Source organism: Enterobacter sp. Crenshaw, assembly GCF_024734705.1.
Classification (GTDB): Bacteria; Pseudomonadota; Gammaproteobacteria; order Enterobacterales; family Enterobacteriaceae; genus Enterobacter; species Enterobacter asburiae_B.
Map to the genome: position 1 here is coordinate 3644523 of NZ_CP102932.1, position 21686 is coordinate 3666208.

The following is a 21686-nucleotide window of genomic DNA, read 5'->3' on the forward strand; positions in this document are numbered from 1 at the left end:
GGCGAGTCCTTATTTCAGCGGCGAGTTTTTACGCTCGATGCTGTAGCGCTCAAGCTCTTTGTACGGCACCACCTGGCTTTTCCTCTTGCGCACGTCCACCACGGTCATGCGGTCGGTGCACGAGTAGCACGGGTCGAGGCTGCCGATGATCAGCGGCGCGTCGGATACGGTGTTACCGCGCAGCATATAGCGCAGGGTTGGCCAGTTGGCGTAGGTGGCCGCGCGGCAGCGCCAGCGGTAGAGCTTCTGGTTGTCGCCGGTCATGCTCCAGTGGATGTCGTCCCCGCGCGGCGCTTCGGCAAAGCCGAGGGCAAAACGGTTCGGAATGTAGGTGAAGCCTTCCACCATCAGCGGGCCGCCCGGCAGGTTATCGAGGCCGTAGTCGATCATGTTCAGGGCGGTGAACACCTCGTTGATGCGCACCTTGAGGCGCGAGATGACGTCGCAGCCCTGCTCGCTGTGCACGGTCATCGGCAGCAGGCCGTAGCCGACAAACGGGTGATCGGCACGCGTGTCGCGGGCGTGGCCGCTGGCGCGCACCATCGGACCGACGTTGCTGAAGTCGCGGGCGATCTCCGGGTCAAGGCGGCCGATGCCGACGGTCCGCTGCTCGATGTTTGGCGTGCTGAGCAGCATGTCCACCAGCTCCTGCACGTCGCGGCGCATCTGCTGCGCCAGCTGGCGGGTCTGGATCATGTCGTCCTTCAGCAGGTCGCGGCGGATCCCGCCGATCAGGTTCAGGCCATAGGTTTTACGCGCCCCGGTGAGGATCTCCGCCATCTTCATTGACGCTTCACGCACGCGGAAGAACTGCATAAACCCGGAGTCAAAGCCGACGAAGTGGCAGGCCAGGCCGAGGTTCAGCAGATGCGAGTGCAGGCGCTCCACCTCCAGCAGAATGGCGCGGATCATCTGCGCGCGCTCCGGCACCACGATCCCCATGCCGTTCTCCACCGAGGTGGTGTAGGCGGTGCTGTGGGCGAAGCCGCAGATGCCGCACACGCGGTCAGAGAGGAACGTCACTTCGTTGTAGCCCATGCGGGTTTCCGCCAGCTTTTCCATGCCGCGGTGGACGTAGAACAGGCGGTAGTCGGCGTCGATGATGTTCTCGCCGTCGACGAAGAGGCGGAAGTGGCCCGGTTCGTCGGAGGTGACGTGCAGCGGGCCGATCGGCACCACGTTGTTCTTCTTGCTGCCCAGCTCGTTGATGAACTCGTAGGTTTCGCTGTCGGTGGTCGGCGCCGGGCGCTGGCGGTAGTCCATGCTGTCTTTGCGCAGCGGATAGAGTTCGTCCGGCCAGTCGTCCGGCAGCACCAGGCGGCGCTCGTCCGGCAGGCCGACCGGCACCAGGCCGTACATGTCGCGCACTTCGCGCTCGCCCCAGACGGCGGCGGGCACGCGCGGCGTGACGGACGGGTATTCCGGCTTAGCCGGGTCGACTTCCACGCGCACGGTGAGCCAGCACTTTTCGCCCTGCTCCATCGACATCACGTAGTACACCGCATAGTTGCCGCACAGCTGGCGCTCGTCGTTGCCGAACAGCACCGACAGCCAGCCGCCCTGCTGGTAGTACAGAAACTCGACCACTTCCGGCAGATAGTTCACCTTAATGGTGACGGTTACCTGGTCTTTGGTTTGCCAGGACTCCTCCAGCACCACGCCGGGGAAAGCCTGATGCAACGCGGCGAGATACTGCTGACCTTTCTTTTCTTCAGACATAAATACTCTCTTTAATCACGCCACCAGCAAGGAGACGAACGCTAAAAATGCAAAACCAAAACCGGCCCAGGTGATGCGCGACGCTTCCACAAAACGCAGGCGCGCCATGCTGTTTTCAAACAGAGCAATCACCAGCACGCCGATCAGCAGCTTGAGGGCGGTAACCACCACGGCCAGCACCAGACCGCCTGCGGAGAAGTGCGTCATCTGCCCCCACGGGAAGAAGACGCCGACAAACATCTGCAGCACCACCAGCTGTTTGAGGCTGATGCCCCACTTCAGCACCGCGAATCCGTAGCCGCTGTATTCGGTAAGCGGCCCCTCCTGCAGCTCCTGCTCGGCTTCCGCCAGATCGAACGGCAGTTTGCCCATCTCAATAAACGTCGCGAACGCGCAGGCGCACAGCGCCAGCACCAGCGGGATCGAGCGCGCCACCGGCCAGTGGTAAACGGTGTGGGTGATAAAGCTGATGTGGGTGGAGCCCGCGACCTGCGCGGCGACCCAGAGCCCCAGCAGCAGGATCGGCTCCACCAGCACGCCGAGCATTGCCTCGCGGCTGGCACCGATGCCGGTAAACGGGCTCCCGGTGTCCAGGCCCGCAATCGCAAAGAAGAAGCGGGCGATGGCAAAGAGGTAGATAAGCGTGATCAGATCGCCAAGCACGGGCAGCGGCGACGCCACCGTCACCACCGGCAGCGCGGTGGCGATGGTCAGCATGACGCCCACCATCACAAACGGCGTCAGGCGGAAGACCCAGCCTGCGGCATCCGGCGCGACGCTCTGACGGGAGAGCAGTTTAAAGAGATCGCGGTACTCCTGGAGCACACCGGGCCCGCGACGGTTATGCATTCGGGCGCGCGCCACGCGCGTGACGCCCGACAGCAGCGGCGCAGCGGCGAACAGCACCAGCGCCTGAAGAATTGCCAGTAACAGACTCATGTCAGGCTCCTCGTGAAATCACAATGACCACCAGCACCGCCAGCTCGATGACCGCCAGACGGCGGAACAGCGCGGGTGCGGCGGCGCTCTGCCAGCCGGGTACCCAGCCTACCGGGTTCAGCCAGTGGCGCAGCTTCAGCACGTCGGCGAAGTTCTCCTTCACCGGCATGGCAAAACCGTGGGCGGTGATAACCATCGACTGTTCGTGTTCGTAGCCGCAGGCCCACGCCGCACCGCGCGAGCGGGAGGCGAGCCGGTCGCGTTTGAAGAACAGCATCAGGACGAGCGGCAGCAGCGGTGCGCCAATCAGCAGCAGCGCAATCATGGGCTGAGAGACGGTGGTATTCGCCACGGTCAGCGGCAGCGGAATGGCGTTGCCCAGCAGCGGCAGCAGCCACGGCGCGGCGACGCCGCCCGCGATGCAGCACAGCGCCAGCGCGACCACGCTGATGCCCATCAACAAGGGTGCGCAGCAGGCGTTTTCCGCTTCGCGGGTGCGCGGCGCGCCGAGGAAGGTCACGCCGTAGACTTTCGCCATGCACATCACCGCCAGCGCCCCGGTAATCGCCAGACCGACCGCCAGCAGCGGGCCGAGCAGGCGTGCGATAAATGCGTCGCTCTGGCCGAGCGCGAAGAAGGACTGATAGATCACCCACTCCCCGGCAAAGCCGTTCAGCGGCGGCAGCGCGGCCATTGCCATCAGCCCGACCAGCATCGCCAGCGAAATCACCGGCATCTTTTTGCCAATCCCGCCCAGCTTTTCGATATCCCGATGACCGGTGCGGAACCAGACGCTGCCCGCGCCGAGGAACAGGGTGCTTTTAAACAGGCTGTGGTTGACGAGGTGATAAAGACCGCCGATAAACCCGGCGGCAATCAGCGCCGGATGATTGAGCGCCAGCCCGGTCACGCCCGCGCCAATACCGAGCAGGATAATGCCGATATTTTCCAGCGTATGGTACGCCAGCAGGCGCTGGATATTGTGCTCCATCAGCGCGTACAGGCCGCCGACGAACGCGGTAATCATTCCGGCGACCAGCAGCACGACGCCCCACCACAGCGGCGGTTGTCCGCCGGTCAGCGTAATCGCCAGAATCCCGAACAGACCCACTTTCATCACCACCGCAGAAAACAGCGCGGCGGCGGGCGCGGAGGCATTCGCATGCGCCTGCGGCACCCAGCCGTGCAGCGGGATAATCCCGGCGAGCAGGCCAAAGCCGAGCACGCCCAGCAGCCAGACGTCGTTCCCCAGCGGATGGCCGTTGAGCGCAGCGAAGTCCAGCGTGCCGAAGCGGTGCCACACCAGCCAGCAGGCCAGCGTCAGCAGCAGCGTCCCGAGGCGTCCCAGCGCAAACCACAGCTTGCCGGAGGCGCTGCAGCCGGTCAGGAACACGCCGCACAGCGCCATGATTTCCGCCATCACCACCAGCGAGCCGAGGTTGCTGGCGATAACGGTGCAGACCGCCGCCGCCATCAGCAGGTTAACCAGCAGGCCGTTAGCCCTGGCGTGCGGATGGCGGTGCCAGTCGATATTGAACAGGCTGATAAACAGCCCGCACAGGCCAAACGTCACCAGCCAGATGGCGTTCAGCGGCGTGATCGCAACCGTGTGGCGAATCAGCGGCATCACGGCCTCTGCGGACCGGCCGCCGAGCAGGACATCGCCGCCTGCCGCCAGCGTCATCAGGCTAGCAACCGCCCCGCCGATCCCGGCGATCGCGCCGCTCAGAGTTTTATGGAATGAGAAGATCAGCGCCAGAACAGCGGCGGCAGCAAAACAGGCTACCGCGCTGGTAATCATCATCGCCGCGTTCATTTCGCCCCCTCGTTAAGCGCCTGTAGCAGAGAAAGGTCGCCAAAATCACTGTTGATGGTCAGCTCGCGTTTACGCTTGCTGGTACGGGCGATGTCGCGAATGTTAACCAGAATCAACGCCTTAGTCGGGCAGGTGCGCACGCATGCCGGGCCCTGCTCATCGAAGCTGCACAGGTCGCATTTCACCGCAACGGCACGGATGCCGGGCACCCAGTCCAGCAGCGTACTTACGCGTGCCGGCGCCGGTGGCGCGGGTGGGGCTTTTGGCGAGTTGGCGTTCGCCGGAATATGCAGCGGACGGCTGCCGGAAAATTCAATCGCGCCGAACGGGCAGGCAATGCCGCACAGCTTGCAGCTTACGCACAGGCTTTCGTTCAGCTGGACAGCGCCATCCACGCGGGTGATGGCATTCACAGGGCAGACGCCCGCGCAGGGGGCGTCTTCACAGTGATGGCAGAGCTGCGGGGCAGACTCTTTTTCATTACGCATGACGTGCAGGCGCGGCATGGACTGCAGCCCATGCAGGCGATGCGTTTCCGAGCACGCCGCCTCACAGGTTCGACAGCCAATACAGACCGTCGAGTCAGCAATTACAAAACGGTTCACCGGGTTATCCTCTGGTGATAGTCATTTTTGACGAAAAACTGTCTTGTCGACACTTCTCGACACGCAGGAGTCAGGCCACGTTCGCTGAGGTATTTCCATCCATCAGCTGCTTCAGGTTGACCGGAAGATCGTGTTCAACGGCGGCGTACAGGCCGTTATAGACCGGCGCGATTTTTTCCAGATAGTGCTCCAGCACCTGCTGGCGATCGCGGTTGCTGACGTGGCCGTCCACCATGCCATCGGCCATCAGCTGCGCCTTCGCAATACACTGTTTTTCGCCGTCTTTTGTCTCGAGGTGGTACTCAATGGTGTGGCTGTTGAAGTTATCCGCCAGGGTAACGTTAATGGTGAAATGGCCGAACAGGACGAAGCGCATGTCGCCCTGCGCCGCGCAGCTCATCGCGTGGTGAAGACGCGCTTTCGAGAGGGTGATGCCCTGAACCAGAGAGTTGCAGTAAAGGTGCCACTGGTCCTGCAGCTGCTGATGACGCTGCGCGATGTAATCCGCTTTTTCGCTGATTTCCCAAATAGTCATAGAAGGTATCCGGTTAATGGAGATAGCGGCTGTTAAGCAGATTCCATGCCAGTTTTTATATTGCTGATTTTAAATAGATTTAATTACAAAACCGCTGTCAACGCCGCGGTGTCGACGTGTCATTTCGACAGCGTTGACATCGTCACGCCTTAACAAAAATCAAGCTGGCACCGTTATTGCATTCAATGGCGCAATTCATTGAGGAGGCGTCATGCACGAAATCACCCTCTGCCAGCGGGCTCTGGAGCTTATCGAACAGCAGGCAGTGCAAAACCACGCGAAGCGCGTCACCGGCGTCTGGCTGAAGGTCGGGGCGTTTTCCTGCGTCGAGACCAGCGCCCTGCATTTCTGTTTTGAGCTGGTTTGTCGCGGCACGCTGGCGGAAGGCTGCGAGCTCCATATTGAAGAGCAGCAGGCGGAGTGCTGGTGCGAGCAGTGCCAGCAGTACGTCACCCTGCTGTCATCAAAGGTTCAGCGCTGTCCGCAGTGTCAGAGCACCGGTCTTCGCATCGTGGCGGACGACGGCATGCAGATCCAACGCCTCGAAATCGAGAAGGAGTAAAGTATGTGTAGCACCTGCGGTTGCGCCGAAGGCAACCTGTATATAGAAGGGGATGAACACCGTCCCCATTCCGCGTTTCGCTCCGCGCCCTTTTCGCCTGCCCCGCGGCCAGCTGCGGCTTTAACCGGTATCACCTTCGCCCCGCAGCGCTCCGCTGCGGGCGATCTGCACTACGGCCACGGCGAAGCGGGTACCCACGCGCCGGGCATCAGCCAGCGCCAGATGCTGGAGGTGGAAATCAACGTGCTGGACAAAAATAACCAGATCGCCGCCCGCAACCGCGCGCGCTTTGCCGCCCGCAAACAGCTGGTGCTGAACCTGGTCTCCAGCCCCGGCTCCGGCAAAACCACGCTGTTAACGGAAACGCTCAAACGCCTGAACGGGCGCGTCTCCTGCGCGGTGATTGAAGGCGACCAGCAAACCGTTAACGACGCGGCGCGCATTCGCGAAACCGGCACCCCGGCGATTCAGGTCAATACCGGCAAAGGCTGCCACCTGGATGCGCAGATGATTGCCGACGCCGCCCCGCGTCTGCCGCTGGCGGATAACGGCATTCTGTTTATTGAAAACGTCGGCAACCTGGTCTGCCCGGCAAGCTTCGATCTGGGCGAACGCCACAAGGTGGCGGTGCTTTCGGTGACCGAAGGCGAAGACAAACCGCTGAAATACCCGCATATGTTTGCCGCCGCGTCCATCATGCTGCTGAACAAGGTCGACCTGCTGCCGTACCTGAATTTCGACGTGGATAAGTGCCTGTCCTGCGCCCGGGAAGTGAATCCGGAGATTGAGCTCCTGCTGGTCTCCGCCACGCGCGGTGACGGGATGGACGCCTGGCTGAACTGGCTGGAGAACGAACGATGTGCATAGGCGTACCGGGACAAATCCATTCCATTGACGGGAACCAGGCCAAAGTGGAGGTTTGCGGCATTCTGCGCGACGTGGACCTGACGCTGGTGGGCAGCAGCGATGAAACGGGCGCATCGCGTCTCGGCCAGTGGGTGCTGGTCCACGTGGGGTTTGCCATGAGCGTGATTAACGAAGCGGAAGCCCGCGACACGCTGGATGCCCTGCAAAACATGTTTGACGTGGAGCCGGACGTGGGCGCGCTGCTGTACGGCGAGGAGCGTTAGCCATGCGTTACGTTGATGAATACCGCGCGCCCGAGCAGGTGCTGCAGCTTATCGGGCACCTGAAAACGCGCGCGGCGCTGCTGGACTACACCAAAGAGAGACCGCTGCGGATCATGGAGGTGTGCGGCGGACATACGCACGCCATCTTCAAATTTGGCCTCGACCAGCTGCTGCCGGAGAACATCGAGTTTATCCACGGCCCCGGCTGCCCGGTGTGCGTGCTGCCGATGGGGCGCATCGACAGCTGTATCGAAATTGCCAGCCAGCCCGACGTCATTTTCTGCACCTTTGGCGACGCGATGCGCGTGCCGGGGAAAAACGGCTCGCTGCTGCAGGCGAAAGCGCGCGGGGCCGACGTCCGGATCGTCTATTCGCCGATGGATGCCCTGACGCTGGCGGAGGACAACCCCGCGCGCAAGGTGGTGTTTTTTGGCCTGGGGTTTGAAACCACCATGCCCGCCACCGCCATCACGCTGCAGCAGGCGAAAGCGCGCGGCGTCGGGAATTTTTTCTTCTTCTGCCAGCACATTACGCTCATTCCCACGCTGCGCAGCCTGCTGGAAGAGCCGGGAAACGGCATTGACGCTTTTCTGGCACCGGGGCATGTCAGCATGGTAATTGGCACAGACGCCTACGGTTTTATCGCTGAACAGTACAATCGTCCGTTAGTGGTCGCTGGTTTCGAACCACTTGATCTACTGCAAGGTGTCACCATGCTGGTTGAGCAGAAAATAGCGGCCCTGAGTACCGTGGAAAACCAGTACCGCCGCGTGGTACCGGATGCGGGAAATGAGCGGGCGCAGCAGGCGATAGCCGATGTGTTCAGCGTTGAGGGCGACAGCGAATGGCGTGGTCTGGGGCTGATTGCCGAATCCGGCGTGCGCCTGACGCCGACCTATCGCGCGTTCGACGCCGAAGCGCATTTCCGCCCGCAGCCGCAGCAGGTTTGCGACGATCCCCGGGCCCGCTGCGGCGACGTGCTCACCGGTAAATGCAAACCGCATCAATGCCCGTTATTTGGCGATACCTGTAACCCGCAAACGGCGTTTGGCGCGCTGATGGTCTCCTCCGAAGGGGCGTGTGCCGCGTGGTATCAGTATCGCAACCAGGAGAGTGAAGCATGAATACGGTTGAAATGGCGCACGGCAGCGGCGGACAGGCGATGCAGCAGCTGATTAACCGGCTGTTTATGGAAGCCTTCAACAACCCCTGGCTCGCCGAACAGGAAGACCAGGCGCGCATTGACCTCGCGACCCTCACCGCGCAGGGCGACAGGCTGGCGTTCTCCACCGACAGCTACGTGATTGACCCGCTGTTCTTCCCCGGCGGCGATATCGGCAAGCTCGCCGTCTGCGGCACGGCCAACGACGTGGCGGTCAGCGGCGCCATTCCGCGCTACCTCTCCTGCGGATTTATCCTCGAAGAGGGGTTACCGATGGAGACGCTCACGATAGTGGTCAACAGCATGGCGCACACCGCGCGCGAGGCGGGGATAGCTATCGTCACCGGCGATACCAAAGTGGTGCAGCGCGGCGCGGCCGACAAGCTGTTTATCAACACCGCCGGCATGGGGGCGATCCCCGCCGATATTCACTGGGCGGCACAGCATCTTAGCGTGGGCGACGTGCTGATCGTGACCGGGACGCTGGGCTGCCACGGGGCGACCATCCTTAACCTGCGCGAAGGTCTGGGACTGGATGGCGAACTGCGCAGCGACTGCGAGGTGCTCACCCCGCTGATCCAGACGCTGCGGAGTATTCCCGGCGTGAAAGCCCTGCGGGACGCCACGCGAGGCGGCGTGAACGCCGTGGTCCACGAATTTGCAGCAAGCTGCGGGTACGGGATTGAGCTCACCGAGCGTAGCCTGCCCGTGAAGCCTGCCGTTCGCGGCCTTTGCGAACTGCTGGGCCTTGACCCGCTCAACTTTGCCAACGAAGGCAAACTGGTTATTGGCGTTGAACGCGCGTCAGCGGAAGCCGTTCTTGAACAGCTGCGGGCTCATCCGTCAGGAAAAGAGGCGGCGATGATTGGTGAAGTGGTTGAGCGCAAAGGGGTGCGCCTGGCCGGGCTGTATGGCGTTAAACGGACGCTGGATCTGCCGCACGCGGAACCCTTACCCCGTATTTGCTAGAACCGCGCCATAAGCGGTCAGCACTGAATCTCTTTTTTGCCAGTTTCTATTGGAAAGCAATATGCCGTATACACCGATGAGCGATCTTGGACAGCAGGGCCTGTTTGACATCACGCGCACACTTTTACAGCAGCCCGATCTCGGCGCGCTGAGCGATGCCCTGACGCGGCTGGTCAGGCAATCGGCGCTGGCGGACAGCGCCGCGATTGTGCTCTGGCATAGCGGAACGCAGCGCGCGAGCTACTACTCGACGCGTGATAATGGCAAAACGTTTGAATACGAAGACGAAACGTATCTGGCGCACGGCCCGGTGCGCCGCATACTCTCCCGGCCTGAAGTGCTGCACTGCAACTTTGCGGAGTTCCGCCAGGCGTGGCCGAAGCTGGCGGCGAGCGACCTCTATCAGCCTTTCGGGCATTACTGCATGCTGCCGCTGGCGGCTGAGGGACAGATTTTTGGCGGCTGCGAGTTTATCCGCACGACCGACCAGCCCTGGAGCGAGGCGGAATACGAGCGCCTGCACACCTTCACCCAGATCGTGGCCGTCGTCGCGGAGCAGATCCAAAGCCGCGTCACCAATAACGTCGATTACGACCTGCTGAGCCGCGAGCGCGACAACTTCCGCATTCTGGTCGCCATCACCAACGCCGTGCTCTCCCGCCTGGACATGGACGAGCTGGTCAGCGAAGTCTCGAAAGAGATCCACCACTATTTCAAAATCGACGCCATCAGCATTGCGCTGCGCGGCCATCGCAAGGGCAAGCTGAACATCTACTCCACGCACTATCTCGATGAAGCCAACCCGGCGCACGAGCAGAGCGAGGTGGACGAAGCGGGCACCCTTTCCGAGCGGGTCTTCAAGAGCAAAGAGATCCTCCTGCTCAACCTGAACGAGCAGGACCCGGTCGCGCCGTACGAGCGGATGCTGTTTAACACCTGGGGCAATAAAATTCAGACCCTTTGTCTGCTGCCGCTGATGTCTGGCAACACCATGCTGGGCGTGCTAAAGCTGGCGCAGTGCGAGGAGGGCGTGTTTACCACCGCCAACCTGAAGCTGCTGCGCCAGATTGCCGAGCGTATTTCCATCGCGCTGGATAACGCCCTCGCCTATCAGGAAATTCATCGCCTGAAAGAGCGGCTGGTGGATGAGAACCTGGCCCTGACCGAACAGCTCAACAACGTGGACAGCGAGTTTGGTGAAATCATCGGGCGCAGCGACGCCATGTACAGCGTGCTTAAGCAGGTTGAAATGGTGGCGCAAAGCGACAGCACGGTGCTGATTCTGGGCGAAACCGGCACGGGCAAAGAGCTGATAGCCCGCGCCATCCACAACCTGAGCAACCGCAACAGCCGACGGATGGTGAAGATGAACTGCGCCGCGATGCCTGCGGGACTGCTGGAAAGCGATCTGTTCGGCCACGAGCGCGGTGCATTCACCGGGGCCAGCAGCCAGCGGCTGGGCCGTTTTGAGCTGGCGGACAAAAGCTCGCTGTTCCTCGACGAAGTGGGTGATATGCCGCTGGAGCTACAGCCGAAACTGCTGCGCGTCCTGCAGGAGCAGGAGTTTGAGCGCCTGGGCAGCAACAAGCTTATCCAGACCGACGTGCGGCTGATTGCCGCCACCAACCGTGACCTGAAAAAAATGGTCGCCGACCGCGAGTTTCGCAGCGATCTTTACTATCGTCTGAACGTCTTCCCGATCTTCCTGCCGCCGCTGCGCGAGCGCCCGGAAGATATCCCCCTGCTGGTCAAAGCCTTTACCGCGAAGATCGCGCGCCGGATGGGGCGCAACATCGACAGTATTCCTGCCGAGACGTTGCGCACTCTTTCATCGATGGAATGGCCCGGCAACGTGCGCGAGCTGGAAAACGTCATCGAACGCGCGGTGCTGCTGACGCGCGGTAACGTGCTGCAACTCTCCCTGCCTGAGGTTACGCTTCCTGACGTGACCGCGCCCGCCGCCGAGACAGCGAAAGAGGGAGAAGATGAATATCAGCTCATTATGCGCGTGCTGAAAGAGACCAACGGCGTGGTCGCCGGGCCAAAAGGTGCCGCCCAGCGCCTGGGGTTAAAACGCACCACCCTTCTGTCACGCATGAAGCGTCTCGGGATTGATAAAGAGAGCCTCATTTAAGACCTTATTCCGGCGGTGTTTTTCTGACACCGCCTTTTGTTCCCCTGCGCAATTGTCCCTCATTGACACAAAATCGTTTCCTCTGTATAAAATTCCGCCTTAATAATGAGTTTCATTTGCATCAATAATAATTTTAATGAAGGGTAGCGTTTCATGAAAAAGGTCATCTGCGCGTTAGGCCTGGCGATTGCGTCGGTCGGTTCTGCTCTGGCAACCACCTATCCCCTGACGATTGAAAACTGTGGCTACAAAGAGACGTTCACCAAAGCGCCGGAACGCGTCGTGGCCCTGGGCCAGAACACCGTCGAAATTTTGCTCCTGCTGGGCCTGGAAGATAAGGTGAAGGCCAGCGCCTTCTGGCCGACCAAAGTGCTGCCGCAGCTGGCGGAACAGAACGCAAAAATCAAAACCCTGACGGTCGAAATCCCGACCCTTGAATCCGTTCTTGCGCAAAATCCTGACTTTGTCCCCGCGCAGTCCCCGCTGCTGCTGGGGCCTGAAAGTAAGGTCGCAAAACGCGAAGACCTGATGACCCTGGGCGTGAACAGCTACGTGTCGCCGGGCATGTGCGCGACCAAAAAAGCCACAGGCGATATGTACGGCAGCCGCCAGAAGCTGTGGGATATGACGTATCTTTATAAAGAGATTGAGGATTTCGCCAAAATCTTTAACGTTGAAGACCGCGGTCAGGCCGTTATTGCCGATTTCAAAAAACGCGAGGCCGACCTGCGTAAGGAATTCGGCAAGAGTAACAAAGACCTTTCGTTTGTCTTCTGGTTCTCCAGTTCATCCCCTTCTGCAGACGCCTACGTCGGCGGTAAAAATAGCCCCTCAGGGTTTATCGCCAGCCTGATGGGCGGCCATAACGCCATTACGTCCGAGACCGAATGGCCAACCGTGGGTTGGGAAAGCATTATTGCCGCCAATCCGGATGTCATTGTGGTGTCCAGCCTGGACCGCAACCGCTGGGCGCTGGATAACGCGGAAGAAAAAATCAAATTCCTGAAGAGCGATCCGGCGGTCAGCCAGCTGGACGCGGTGAAAAAAGGCCATATCGTGGTGATGGACGGCCAGGCGATGAACCCGACGATCCGTACGATTTACGGGGCTGAGCAGGTCGGCGAACAGCTCAGAAAGCTGGGGCTGAACTGATGACAACCGCCGTTCTTCAGGCCCGGCAGAGCCTGGTTCTGACGACCTCGGGTTTGCTCGCCCTGGTACTGTTATTTCTGACGATCGCGCTGAGCGTCAGCGTCGGCGAGTTGTCCATCCCGCTGGATAAGGTGTTTTACGCCATCAGCAATAAAATGGGGCTCACCGAGGTTCCGCTCACCCGCATCTATGAGAGCGTGATCTGGGACTTTCGCCTGAGCCGCGCGCTGGTAGCGGCCTGCTGCGGCGCGGGGCTGGCCATCTGCGGTGCCGTATTGCAGAGCCTGCTGAAGAACGCCCTGGCGGAACCTTACGTGCTCGGCGTGTCGGCAGGTGCCTCAACCGGAGCGGTGTCGGTCGTCGTTTTGGGGATTGGCACCGGTGCGGTGTCGTTGTCTGCCGGGGCCTTTGCCGGGGCGTTCGCCGCCTTTGCGTTTGTCGCGTTTCTGACGAACGGCGCGCGCGGGGGAAATGAACGTACCATTCTGGCTGGCGTTGCCGCCTCACAGCTGTTCAACGCCATTACTGCCTACACCATCAGCACCTCCGCCAGCGCCCAGCAGGCGCGCGACGTGATGTTCTGGCTGCTGGGCAGCTTCAGCGGCGTTCGCTGGCCGGAATTCCAGCTGGCGCTGGTGGTGGTGCTGACTGGATTAGCCGTTTGCCTCTACTATTCCCGGGCGCTGGATGCCTTCACGTTCGGTGATGACGCTGCGGCCTCTTTAGGTATTGCCGTCCCGTGGGTGCGCCTGACGCTCTTTACCACTACCGCGCTGATTACCGCGACGATTGTCAGCATGGCGGGCTCAATCGGCTTTGTCGGGCTGGTGGTCCCGCACGTGATGCGTTTCCTGTTCGGGCCGCTGCACCGCACGCTGCTGATTGCCAGCGCGCTGGCAGGGGCGATCCTGATGGTGCTGGCAGACATTGCCTCGCGCATGCTGATTGCGCCGCAAAGCCTGCCCGTCGGCGTGGTCACCGCGCTGGTTGGCGTGCCTTTCTTTGCCGTGATTATCTACCGTTCAAGGAATAAGTGATGAGTATCTGCGCTGAAAATATTACCTGGAAGGTCGGCAAAAAGGTCATCGTTAACAACGTCTCGCTGAAGGTGTCACGGGGCGAAACGGTAGGGCTGCTTGGCCCTAACGGCTGCGGTAAATCGTCTCTTTTACGGATCCTCGCCGGGCTTCGTCGCCCGAATGCTGGCTGCGTTACCCTGGACGGCCAGGACATCTCCCGCATCGCCAAAAAGCAGCTGGCGCGCCGGGTCGCCTTCGTCGAGCAGCACGGCATGACGGACGCCAACATGCGCGTGCGCGACGTGGTGAAACTCGGGCGTATTCCGCACCACTCCGCTTTTTCCAACTGGAGCAACCACGATGACGAAACCGTCACTGCCGCCCTGCAGCGCGTGGATATGCTGGATAAAAGCGACCAGGGCTGGCTGAGCCTCTCCGGCGGAGAGCGCCAGCGCGTGCATATTGCCCGCGCCCTGGCTCAGACCCCAACGGAAATCCTGCTGGACGAGCCGACCAACCACCTGGACATTCATCATCAGATGCAGCTGATGCAGCTGATCAGCGAATTACCGGTCACCAGCATTGTCGCTATCCACGATCTCAACCACGCCTCGATGTTCTGCGACTCGCTGATTGTGATGCAGAAAGGACAAATTGTGGCGACGGGGACACCGCAGGACATCTTATCCGAGTCTTTGTTGTGGGATGTCTTCCGGGTGAAAACCAAAATCGAGATCTCGCCGTTCCATGGCAAAAAGCACATCCACTTTATCGTTTAGGGACGAGTGAACGACGATGCCCCTTCGCCCTGCCGCCACGCTCTGGCCGCCCGTCTTACTGGGTAGCCAGTTTGTTTTCAACATTGGCTTTTACGCCGTCGTTCCCTTCCTGGCGATATTCCTGCGCGACGACATGCTGCTCTCCGGCGGACTGATCGGGCTGATCCTGGGCCTGCGTACCTTCTCGCAACAGGGGATGTTTATCGTTGGCGGTGCGCTCTCGGACCGGTTTGGCGCGAAAGTGATTATCCTGAGCGGCTGTATTGTTCGTGTTTCAGGTTATCTGCTGCTGGCCTTCGGGGAATCCCTGTGGCCGATTATTCTGGGCGCGTGTCTGACGGGCGTTGGCGGCGCGTTATTTTCTCCCTCAATTGAGGCACTGCTGGCAAAAGCGGGCACTCAAAGCGAGACAAAAGGCAAACGCAGCCGCGCGGAGTGGTTTGCGCTCTTTGCCGTCTGCGGAGAGCTCGGCGCGGTACTGGGCCCGGTTGCTGGCGCCCTGCTCACCGGCCTCGGCTTTCGTCAGGTGGCGCTGGCGGGAGCTGGCGTCTTTATCATTGCGCTAGTGGTGCTCTTCTTTTGCCTGCCTGCTGCTGGCCACCGTTCACAAACGCTGAAAATACAGCCCTGGTGGACAACGTTCCGCCAGCCGCGCTTTGTCGCCTTTATCATTGCCTACAGCTCGTGGCTGTTAAGCTATAACCAGCTTTATCTGGCGCTGCCGGTGGAAATCCAGCGTTCTGGCGGTAACGAGAAAGATCTCGGCCCGCTTTTTATGCTGGCCTCCGTTCTGATCATCACCTTACAGCTGCCGCTGGCGCGCTTCGCCCGTCGCGTGGGCGCGGTGAGAATTCTGCCGGTGGGATTTTTGCTGCTGTCAGCCGCATTTGCGAGCGTGGCGACGTTTGCCCCGATGACGCCGCCGGAAGGCTGGCTGCGCTTACTGCCTTCTGTCTGTTTTGTGACGCTGTTGACGCTGGGGCAAATGCTGCTGGTGCCATCGGCTAAAGATCTGATCCCTCGGTTTACGGAGGAATCCACGCTTGGCGCGCACTACGGCGCACTCGCCACCGCCGGAGGCATAGCGGTACTGGCGGGAAACCTGGTGTTTGGCAGCCTGCTGGACCGCGCGCTGGTGCCCTCAACGCAGGCGATGTACCCCTGGCTGCTGCTGGCCCTCTTCCCGCTCAGCAGCGCGCTGGCCCTGAAGGTGATTTGCCGCCCGCTGAGACGCTGAACCGATCACTTTTTCGGACGGTATTTCTCCGGCAGTTCCGGCACGGGACGACGGTCATCCATCAGATGGCGAACGGTAAGAATAGGATGACGCCATAACATACGCGGGCCTGCCCAGCGCATAACCTGCTTCATCTCTTCACGTCTGGCAGGCTGGTAGCAGTGTACGGGACACTGCTTGCAGGCCGGCTTTTCCTCACCGAAAACGCATTTATCCAGGCGCTTATCGGCATACGCGTTGAGCGCCTGATAATACCCTTCCTCCTGAGAGGCCTGCGGGCACTGCTTTTCATACAACGCGATCATTTTCGCGATGGTCTCTTTTTCTCGTGAGATGCGTTTACCGGACATAGCGGATTACCGAATAATAAAGTGCATCGATAATACACCTTTCAACACTGGATTTCAGCGGTTGCATTTCGTTTCCTGAAGGCTGATTCCAGTTTTAGCCCTGCACCGGCGAACAATCACTGGTATTTTATACAGGCATCAGAAATGACCTTTTTCCGTGTTGTCTGGAGACCCTATGCAAGAGCTCACGATCGGCAAACCCTATCGCCATTTGAAAGTGGGATATTTTAGAAAGCGCCATGAAGACCGCAATACAAAGATACCGAAGCGCTACAGCGTACATGCGGCGCTGAGCTTAAAAGGTGACTGGCTTGAAAAGGCGGGGTTTACGACCCATTCCCGAGTCAGGGTGGGCGTGGAGCATGGAAAAATTGTCATCGAATTAATGGCGGAAGATGCCTCGTAAAGCCACGACATTTTTCTGCGCCGGACCTTTTTTTCATGCGACAATAGAAGGAACAAACGGCCATTGAGCCCATCAAAACGGTTTATTTTCAAAGAAATGGACATCATAACTCCATGAGCACAATCGACAATTTCGACGCACATACGCCGATGATGCAGCAGTATCTGAAGCTGAAAGCACAGCATCCGGAAATCCTGCTGTTTTACCGTATGGGCGATTTTTACGAGCTGTTTTATGACGATGCTAAGCGTGCATCGCAGCTGCTCGACATCTCGCTGACCAAACGTGGCGCATCGGCAGGCGAGCCCATTCCTATGGCAGGTATCCCGCACCACGCGGTAGAAAACTACCTGGCGAAGCTGGTGAATCAGGGCGAGTCCGTTGCCATCTGCGAACAGATCGGCGATCCGGCGACCTCAAAAGGCCCGGTGGAACGCAAAGTCGTGCGCATCGTCACGCCTGGCACCATCAGTGATGAAGCCCTGTTACAGGAGCGCCAGGATAACCTGCTGGCAGCGCTGTGGCAGGACGGTAAAGGCTTTGGCTACGCGACGCTGGATATTAGCTCCGGACGTTTTCGCCTGAGTGAACCGGCTGACCGTGAAACGATGGCCGCCGAACTGCAGCGCACCAACCCGGCAGAATTGCTCTATGCCGAAGATTTCGCCGAAATGGCGCTGATTGAAGGTCGTCGCGGGTTGCGCCGTCGTCCGCTGTGGGAATTCGAAATTGATACCGCGCGCCAGCAGCTGAATCTGCAGTTTGGCACCCGCGATCTGATTGGCTTTGGCGTTGAAAACGCCCCGCGCGGGCTATGTGCGGCCGGTTGTCTCCTGCAGTACGTGAAAGATACCCAGCGCACCGCACTGCCGCATATCCGCTCTATCACCATGGAGCGCCAGCAGGACAGCATCATCATGGATGCCGCCACGCGCCGTAACCTGGAGATCACGCAGAACCTGGCGGGTGGCGTAGAAAATACGCTCGCGTCGGTCCTCGACAGTACGGTAACGCCAATGGGCAGCCGCATGCTGAAACGCTGGCTGCATATGCCGATCCGCGATACCGAGACGCTGGTTTGCCGTCAGCAGACGATTGCCGCGCTGCAGGATCGCTATACCGAGCTGCAGCCGGTTCTGCGCCAGGTGGGCGATCTGGAGCGTATCCTTGCGCGTCTGGCACTGCGAACGGCACGACCACGCGATCTCGCGCGGATGCGTCATGCTTTCCAGCAGCTGCCGGAACTGCGTGCGCAGCTGGGTGACGTTGACAGCGCGCCGGTACAGAAACTCCGCGAAACCATGGGCGAATTTACCGAGCTTCGCGAACTGCTGGAGCGCGCTATTATCGATGCGCCTCCGGTTCTGGTGCGTGATGGCGGCGTGATTGCCCCAGGCTACAACGAAGAGCTGGACGAATGGCGCGCGCTGGCCGACGGTGCGACGGATTACCTCGATAAGCTGGAAATCCGCGAGCGCGAGCGTCTTGGGCTCGACACACTGAAAGTGGGGTATAACGCGGTACACGGTTACTACATTCAGATTAGCCGCGGTCAGAGCCACCTGGCGCCGATTCACTACGTGCGTCGCCAGACGTTGAAAAACGCCGAACGCTATATCATTCCTGAACTGAAAGAGTACGAAGACAAAGTCCTCACCTCGAAAGGCAAGGCGCTGGCCCTGGAAAAACAGCTGTATGAAGAGCTGTTCGACATGCTGATGCCGCACCTGGGCGACCTGCAGCAGAGCGCCAGCGCGCTGGCGGAGCTGGACGTGCTGGTGAATCTGGCAGAGCGCGCTGAAACGCTGAACTACACCTGCCCAACCTTTACCGACAAGCCCGGCATTCGCATCACTGAAGGCCGTCACCCGGTGGTAGAACAGGTGCTCAACGAACCGTTCATCGCCAACCCGCTGAGCCTGTCACCGCAGAGAAGAATGTTGATCATTACCGGTCCGAACATGGGCGGTAAGAGTACCTATATGCGTCAGACGGCGCTGATTGCGCTGCTCGCGTATATCGGCAGCTACGTCCCGGCGCAAAACGTGGAGATTGGCCCCATCGACCGCATCTTTACCCGCGTCGGGGCAGCGGACGATCTGGCGAGCGGTCGCTCAACCTTCATGGTCGAGATGACCGAAACGGCAAACATTCTGCATAACGCGACGGAGCACAGCCTGGTGCTGATGGACGAAGTCGGGCGCGGAACGTCAACCTATGACGGTCTGTCGCTGGCATGGGCCTGTGCGGAAAGCCTTGCGAATAAAATCAAGGCCATGACGCTGTTTGCCACCCACTATTTCGAACTGACGCAGCTGCCGGAGAAAATGGAAGGGGTTGCGAACGTTCATCTGGATGCGCTGGAGCACGGCGATACCATTGCCTTCATGCACACGGTACAGGATGGCGCGGCGAGCAAGAGCTATGGCCTGGCCGTCGCGGCGCTGGCTGGTGTGCCGAAAGAGGTGATCAAGCGCGCGCGTCAGAAACTGCGTGAGCTGGAAAGCCTGTCACCGAATGCGGCAGCGACGCAGATTGATGGTACGCAGATGTCGCTGTTGGTGCCTGCGGAAGAGACGTCGCCTGCGGTGGAAGCGCTGGAAAACCTCGACCCGGATTCACTGACGCCGCGTCAGGCGCTGGAGTGGATTTACAGGTTGAAGAGTCTGGTTTAGTTTTCTGCGGTCTGTTTTGTCGGGTGGCGGCTTCGCCATACCCGACCTACAAACCCTGTATGCCCGGTAAGCGCTGCGCCACCGGGCTTTTTTTTACAGCAGCGGCGGGATCGTCGGCACCTGTGGTGCCTCGTCAATATCCTTCTGCGTCATGCGGAACGCTTCCGGGTAATGCTCGCGGCTGGTACGGCGCAGCGGTTCAGTATTACGCCAGGTATACAAACAATGCTGGCACTGGTAAACGGTCCAGACCCCTTTTACCGGCGACGTCGCCATCACTTCAATATGCTCATCGGCACAACGTGGACAAATCATCTTTTCCTCCTTATTGACGTGTTGCCAGCATCGCGGTCAGTTTTTCAGCCCAGGCTTTGGTTTCAGGCAGATCCTGTACCGGCTGGCTGTAGTGACCCCGGGTGTCCGGCGCGACAGGCGTGGTGGCATCGATAATCAGTTTGTCGGTAATGCCCGCCGGGCTGGAGCCAGGATCGAGTTCAAGGACCGACATGTTCGGCAGCTGCACCAGATCCCCTGCCGGGTTCACTTTCGACGACAGCGCCCACATCACCTGCGGAAGGTTGAACGGATCGACATCCTCATCCACCATAATTACCATCTTCACGTAGCCCAGACCGTGCGGCGTGGTCATGGCGCGTAAACCCACCGCGCGGGCAAAACCGCCGTAGCGTTTTTTAGTGGAGATAATCGCCAGCAGACCGTGGGTGTACATCGCGTTCACCGCCTGCACTTCCGGGAATTCCGCTTTCAGCTGCTGGTAGAGCGGCACGCAGGTGGCCGGTCCCATCAGATAGTCAATCTCGGTCCACGGCATGCCGAGGTAGAGCGACTCAAAAATCGGACTGGTGCGGTAAGAGACTTTGTCGATACGGACCACCGTCATGTTACGGCCACCGGAATAGTGTCCGGTAAACTCGCCGAATGGCCCCTCGATTTCACGCTTGCGGCCTTCAATCACCCCTTCCAGGATCACTTCAGAACCCCACGGCACATCGAAGCCGGTCAGCGGCGCGGTGGCAATCGGGTACGGGCTTTCACGCAGCGCGCCGGCCATTTCATACTCGGACTGATCGTATTTCAGCGGCGTGGCGCCCATCAGGGTGATGATCGGGTCGTTGCCCAGCGTAATCGCAATCGGCAGGTCTTCACCACGCTCTTCCGCTTTGTGCAGATGCAGGGCGATATCGTGCATCGGAACCGGCTGGAGGCCGAGCTTGCGCTTGCCCTTCACTTCCATACGGTAGATCCCGACGTTCTGCTTGCCGAAGTTGTCCGGGTCGAGCGGATCGCGCGAGACAACGCACGCTTTATCGAGATAAAAACCGCCGTCACCGTCGTTCAGGCGAAACAGCGGCAGGATATCGAACAGGTTAATATCTTCACCGTCCACCGTATTCTGCGCCCAGGCCGGGTTGGCGCGGCGCTCCGGCGTGACGGGAAATTTATCCCAGCGGCGGATAAATTCGTCGATCTGTTTTTTTACCGGGGTGTTCGCAGGGAGCCCCATCGAAATGGCGTGGTTCTGCCAGGAGCCGATGGTGTTCATCACCACGCGGGCATCGGTAAAGCCACGAATGTTGTCGAACCACAGCGCGGGCGCGCCGTCGCCAATGCGGCCGGTCGCGTTGGCTGCCGCCGCCAGATCGGGCTCGGCGTTAACCTCTTCCTCAATTTTCAGCAGCTGCCCTTGCTCATCGAGCGCCTGCAGGAAGCTTCTCAAATCATCAAATGCCATTTTTATTCTCCTGTGAAAAATGTTTCGCCTCCCGCAGCCCGTTCCAGCGGCGCGCCTTTTTATGCTCCAGCCCGAACTGATCGAGCACGCGGGTCACGATGTGCTGGGTAATGTCATCTGCGGTTTGTGGGTGGTTGTAATACGCAGGCATGGGCGGCACCATCGCCACGCCCATGCGGGAAAGTGCAAGCATGTTCTCAAGATGAATGGTGCTGAGCGGCGTTTCACGCGGAACCAGCACCAGCTTGCGCCCCTCTTTCAGCACCACGTCAGCCGCGCGTCCCACCAGCCCTTCGGCGTAGCCCGCGCGGATCCCCGCGAGCGTTTTCATGCTGCAGGGAATGACGATCATGCCGTCGGTGCGAAACGAGCCGGAGGAGATGGTGGCGGCCTGGTCAGCCGGACTGTGGACAACGTCAGCCAGGGCAGCAACGTCCTGCGCGGTGTAGGGCGTTTCCAGCTCAATGGTGGTTTTTGCCCACTTAGACATGACCAGATGCGTCTCCACCTCCGGCATTTCCCGCAGCGCCTGCAGCAGCGCCACGCCCAGCGGTGCGCCCGTTGCCCCCGTCATTCCCACTATCAATCTCATTCATCACCTCAATATTTTGTTCGTGTACGAACATTATAAATAAGCTACTCCAGGATCGTTTACCTGACAAGATCGTTCGCATACGATCACACGAATGGCTAAATGATGCCGCGTTAAAATTGAGAGCAATAGCGGCTATCATAGGGGGAGAT

21 protein-coding genes are annotated in these 21686 nt (G+C 60.0%); 12 read left to right on the forward strand and 9 right to left on the reverse strand.

Annotation, left to right across the window (positions count from 1 at the left end; all coding sequences use genetic code 11):
• Positions 1 to 9: 9 nt before the first annotated feature.
• The 5 genes from hycE to hycA all read right to left on the reverse strand — a co-directional run bounded on the left by hycE (position 10) and on the right by hycA (position 5614).
• Positions 10 to 1719, reverse strand: coding sequence for a formate hydrogenlyase subunit HycE (hycE, locus tag NWV12_RS17325; protein ID WP_048979276.1), 1710 nt, complete (start codon positions 1717 to 1719; stop codon positions 10 to 12).
• A gap of 15 nt (positions 1720 to 1734) precedes the next feature.
• Positions 1735 to 2658 (reverse strand): respiratory chain complex I subunit 1 family protein, encoded by a 924-nt coding sequence (locus NWV12_RS17330; protein ID WP_048979275.1) that lies wholly within the window; start codon positions 2656 to 2658, stop codon positions 1735 to 1737.
• Between the two features lies 1 nt (position 2659).
• Positions 2660 to 4474: a formate hydrogenlyase subunit 3 gene (gene hycC / locus NWV12_RS17335; protein WP_048979274.1), complete on the reverse strand. Its 1815-nt coding sequence runs from the start codon at positions 4472 to 4474 to the stop codon at positions 2660 to 2662.
• A complete protein-coding gene (locus NWV12_RS17340; protein ID WP_023308971.1) occupies positions 4471 to 5079 on the reverse strand; it encodes a 4Fe-4S dicluster domain-containing protein in 609 nt (202 codons plus the stop codon). Before NWV12_RS17340 ends, hycC begins: the two co-directional genes overlap by 4 nt.
• 70 nt (positions 5080 to 5149) lie before the next feature.
• Positions 5150 to 5614, reverse strand: a complete 465-nt coding sequence (gene hycA / locus NWV12_RS17345; RefSeq protein ID WP_033146386.1) for a formate hydrogenlyase regulator HycA — start codon at positions 5612 to 5614, stop codon at positions 5150 to 5152.
• 211 nt (positions 5615 to 5825) lie between these two features.
• Here hycA and hypA point away from each other — a divergent pair, with 211 nt between their 5' ends.
• The 10 genes from hypA to NWV12_RS17395 all read left to right on the forward strand — a co-directional run bounded on the left by hypA (position 5826) and on the right by NWV12_RS17395 (position 15758).
• On the forward strand, positions 5826 to 6176 hold the full coding sequence (gene hypA / locus NWV12_RS17350) for a hydrogenase maturation nickel metallochaperone HypA (protein WP_048979273.1): 351 nt from the start codon (positions 5826 to 5828) through the stop codon (positions 6174 to 6176).
• Positions 6177 to 6179: 3 nt separating this feature from the next.
• A complete protein-coding gene (gene hypB, locus NWV12_RS17355) occupies positions 6180 to 7043 on the forward strand; it encodes a hydrogenase nickel incorporation protein HypB (RefSeq protein WP_048979272.1) in 864 nt (287 codons plus the stop codon).
• A complete protein-coding gene (locus NWV12_RS17360) occupies positions 7034 to 7306 on the forward strand; it encodes a HypC/HybG/HupF family hydrogenase formation chaperone (protein WP_023308975.1) in 273 nt (90 codons plus the stop codon). Before hypB ends, NWV12_RS17360 begins: the two co-directional genes overlap by 10 nt.
• Before the next feature lie 2 nt (positions 7307 to 7308).
• The gene (gene hypD / locus NWV12_RS17365) at positions 7309 to 8430 is read left to right on the forward strand and encodes a hydrogenase formation protein HypD (RefSeq protein ID WP_048979271.1); all 1122 of its coding nucleotides are present in this window, start codon (positions 7309 to 7311) and stop codon (positions 8428 to 8430) included.
• Complete coding sequence (gene hypE, locus NWV12_RS17370; protein WP_048979270.1) at positions 8427 to 9437, forward strand: hydrogenase expression/formation protein HypE; 1011 nt, start codon at positions 8427 to 8429, stop codon at positions 9435 to 9437. The genes hypD and hypE overlap by 4 nt, the downstream gene beginning before the upstream one ends.
• A gap of 61 nt (positions 9438 to 9498) precedes the next feature.
• Positions 9499 to 11571: a formate hydrogenlyase transcriptional activator FlhA gene (gene flhA / locus NWV12_RS17375; protein ID WP_048979269.1), complete on the forward strand. Its 2073-nt coding sequence runs from the start codon at positions 9499 to 9501 to the stop codon at positions 11569 to 11571.
• Between the two features lie 153 nt (positions 11572 to 11724).
• On the forward strand, positions 11725 to 12723 hold the full coding sequence (locus tag NWV12_RS17380; protein WP_048979268.1) for an ABC transporter substrate-binding protein: 999 nt from the start codon (positions 11725 to 11727) through the stop codon (positions 12721 to 12723).
• A complete protein-coding gene (locus NWV12_RS17385) occupies positions 12723 to 13760 on the forward strand; it encodes an iron ABC transporter permease (protein WP_048979267.1) in 1038 nt (345 codons plus the stop codon). Before NWV12_RS17380 ends, NWV12_RS17385 begins: the two co-directional genes overlap by 1 nt.
• On the forward strand, positions 13760 to 14521 hold the full coding sequence (locus tag NWV12_RS17390) for an ABC transporter ATP-binding protein (protein WP_048979266.1): 762 nt from the start codon (positions 13760 to 13762) through the stop codon (positions 14519 to 14521). Before NWV12_RS17385 ends, NWV12_RS17390 begins: the two co-directional genes overlap by 1 nt.
• Positions 14522 to 14537: 16 nt before the next feature.
• On the forward strand, positions 14538 to 15758 hold the full coding sequence (locus NWV12_RS17395; RefSeq protein WP_048979265.1) for an MFS transporter: 1221 nt from the start codon (positions 14538 to 14540) through the stop codon (positions 15756 to 15758).
• A 5-nt stretch (positions 15759 to 15763) separates the two neighbouring features.
• On the opposite strand, the gene NWV12_RS17400 is transcribed toward NWV12_RS17395, so the two are convergent.
• The gene (locus NWV12_RS17400; RefSeq protein ID WP_048979264.1) at positions 15764 to 16108 is read right to left on the reverse strand and encodes a nitrous oxide-stimulated promoter family protein; all 345 of its coding nucleotides are present in this window, start codon (positions 16106 to 16108) and stop codon (positions 15764 to 15766) included.
• Positions 16109 to 16283: 175 nt separating this feature from the next.
• On the opposite strand from NWV12_RS17400, the gene NWV12_RS17405 reads away from it, so the two are divergent.
• The gene (locus tag NWV12_RS17405) at positions 16284 to 16514 is read left to right on the forward strand and encodes a SymE family type I addiction module toxin (RefSeq protein WP_023333217.1); all 231 of its coding nucleotides are present in this window, start codon (positions 16284 to 16286) and stop codon (positions 16512 to 16514) included.
• Positions 16515 to 16627: 113 nt separating this feature from the next.
• The gene (mutS, locus tag NWV12_RS17410; RefSeq protein ID WP_047059973.1) at positions 16628 to 19189 is read left to right on the forward strand and encodes a DNA mismatch repair protein MutS; all 2562 of its coding nucleotides are present in this window, start codon (positions 16628 to 16630) and stop codon (positions 19187 to 19189) included.
• 93 nt (positions 19190 to 19282) lie between these two features.
• Here mutS and NWV12_RS17415 read toward each other — a convergent pair whose 3' ends face one another.
• From NWV12_RS17415 to NWV12_RS17425, 3 genes are read right to left on the reverse strand one after another with little or no spacing between them, the layout of a single operon-like run.
• Positions 19283 to 19504, reverse strand: coding sequence for a non-oxidative hydroxyarylic acid decarboxylases subunit D (locus tag NWV12_RS17415; protein WP_033146398.1), 222 nt, complete (start codon positions 19502 to 19504; stop codon positions 19283 to 19285).
• Between the two features lie 10 nt (positions 19505 to 19514).
• Entirely contained in the window at positions 19515 to 20942 is a 1428-nt protein-coding gene (locus NWV12_RS17420; protein ID WP_048979263.1) for a non-oxidative hydroxyarylic acid decarboxylases subunit C, read from the reverse strand.
• Positions 20932 to 21534, reverse strand: coding sequence for a non-oxidative hydroxyarylic acid decarboxylases subunit B (locus tag NWV12_RS17425; protein WP_048979262.1), 603 nt, complete (start codon positions 21532 to 21534; stop codon positions 20932 to 20934). Before NWV12_RS17425 ends, NWV12_RS17420 begins: the two co-directional genes overlap by 11 nt.
• Positions 21535 to 21686: the final 152 nt, after the last annotated feature.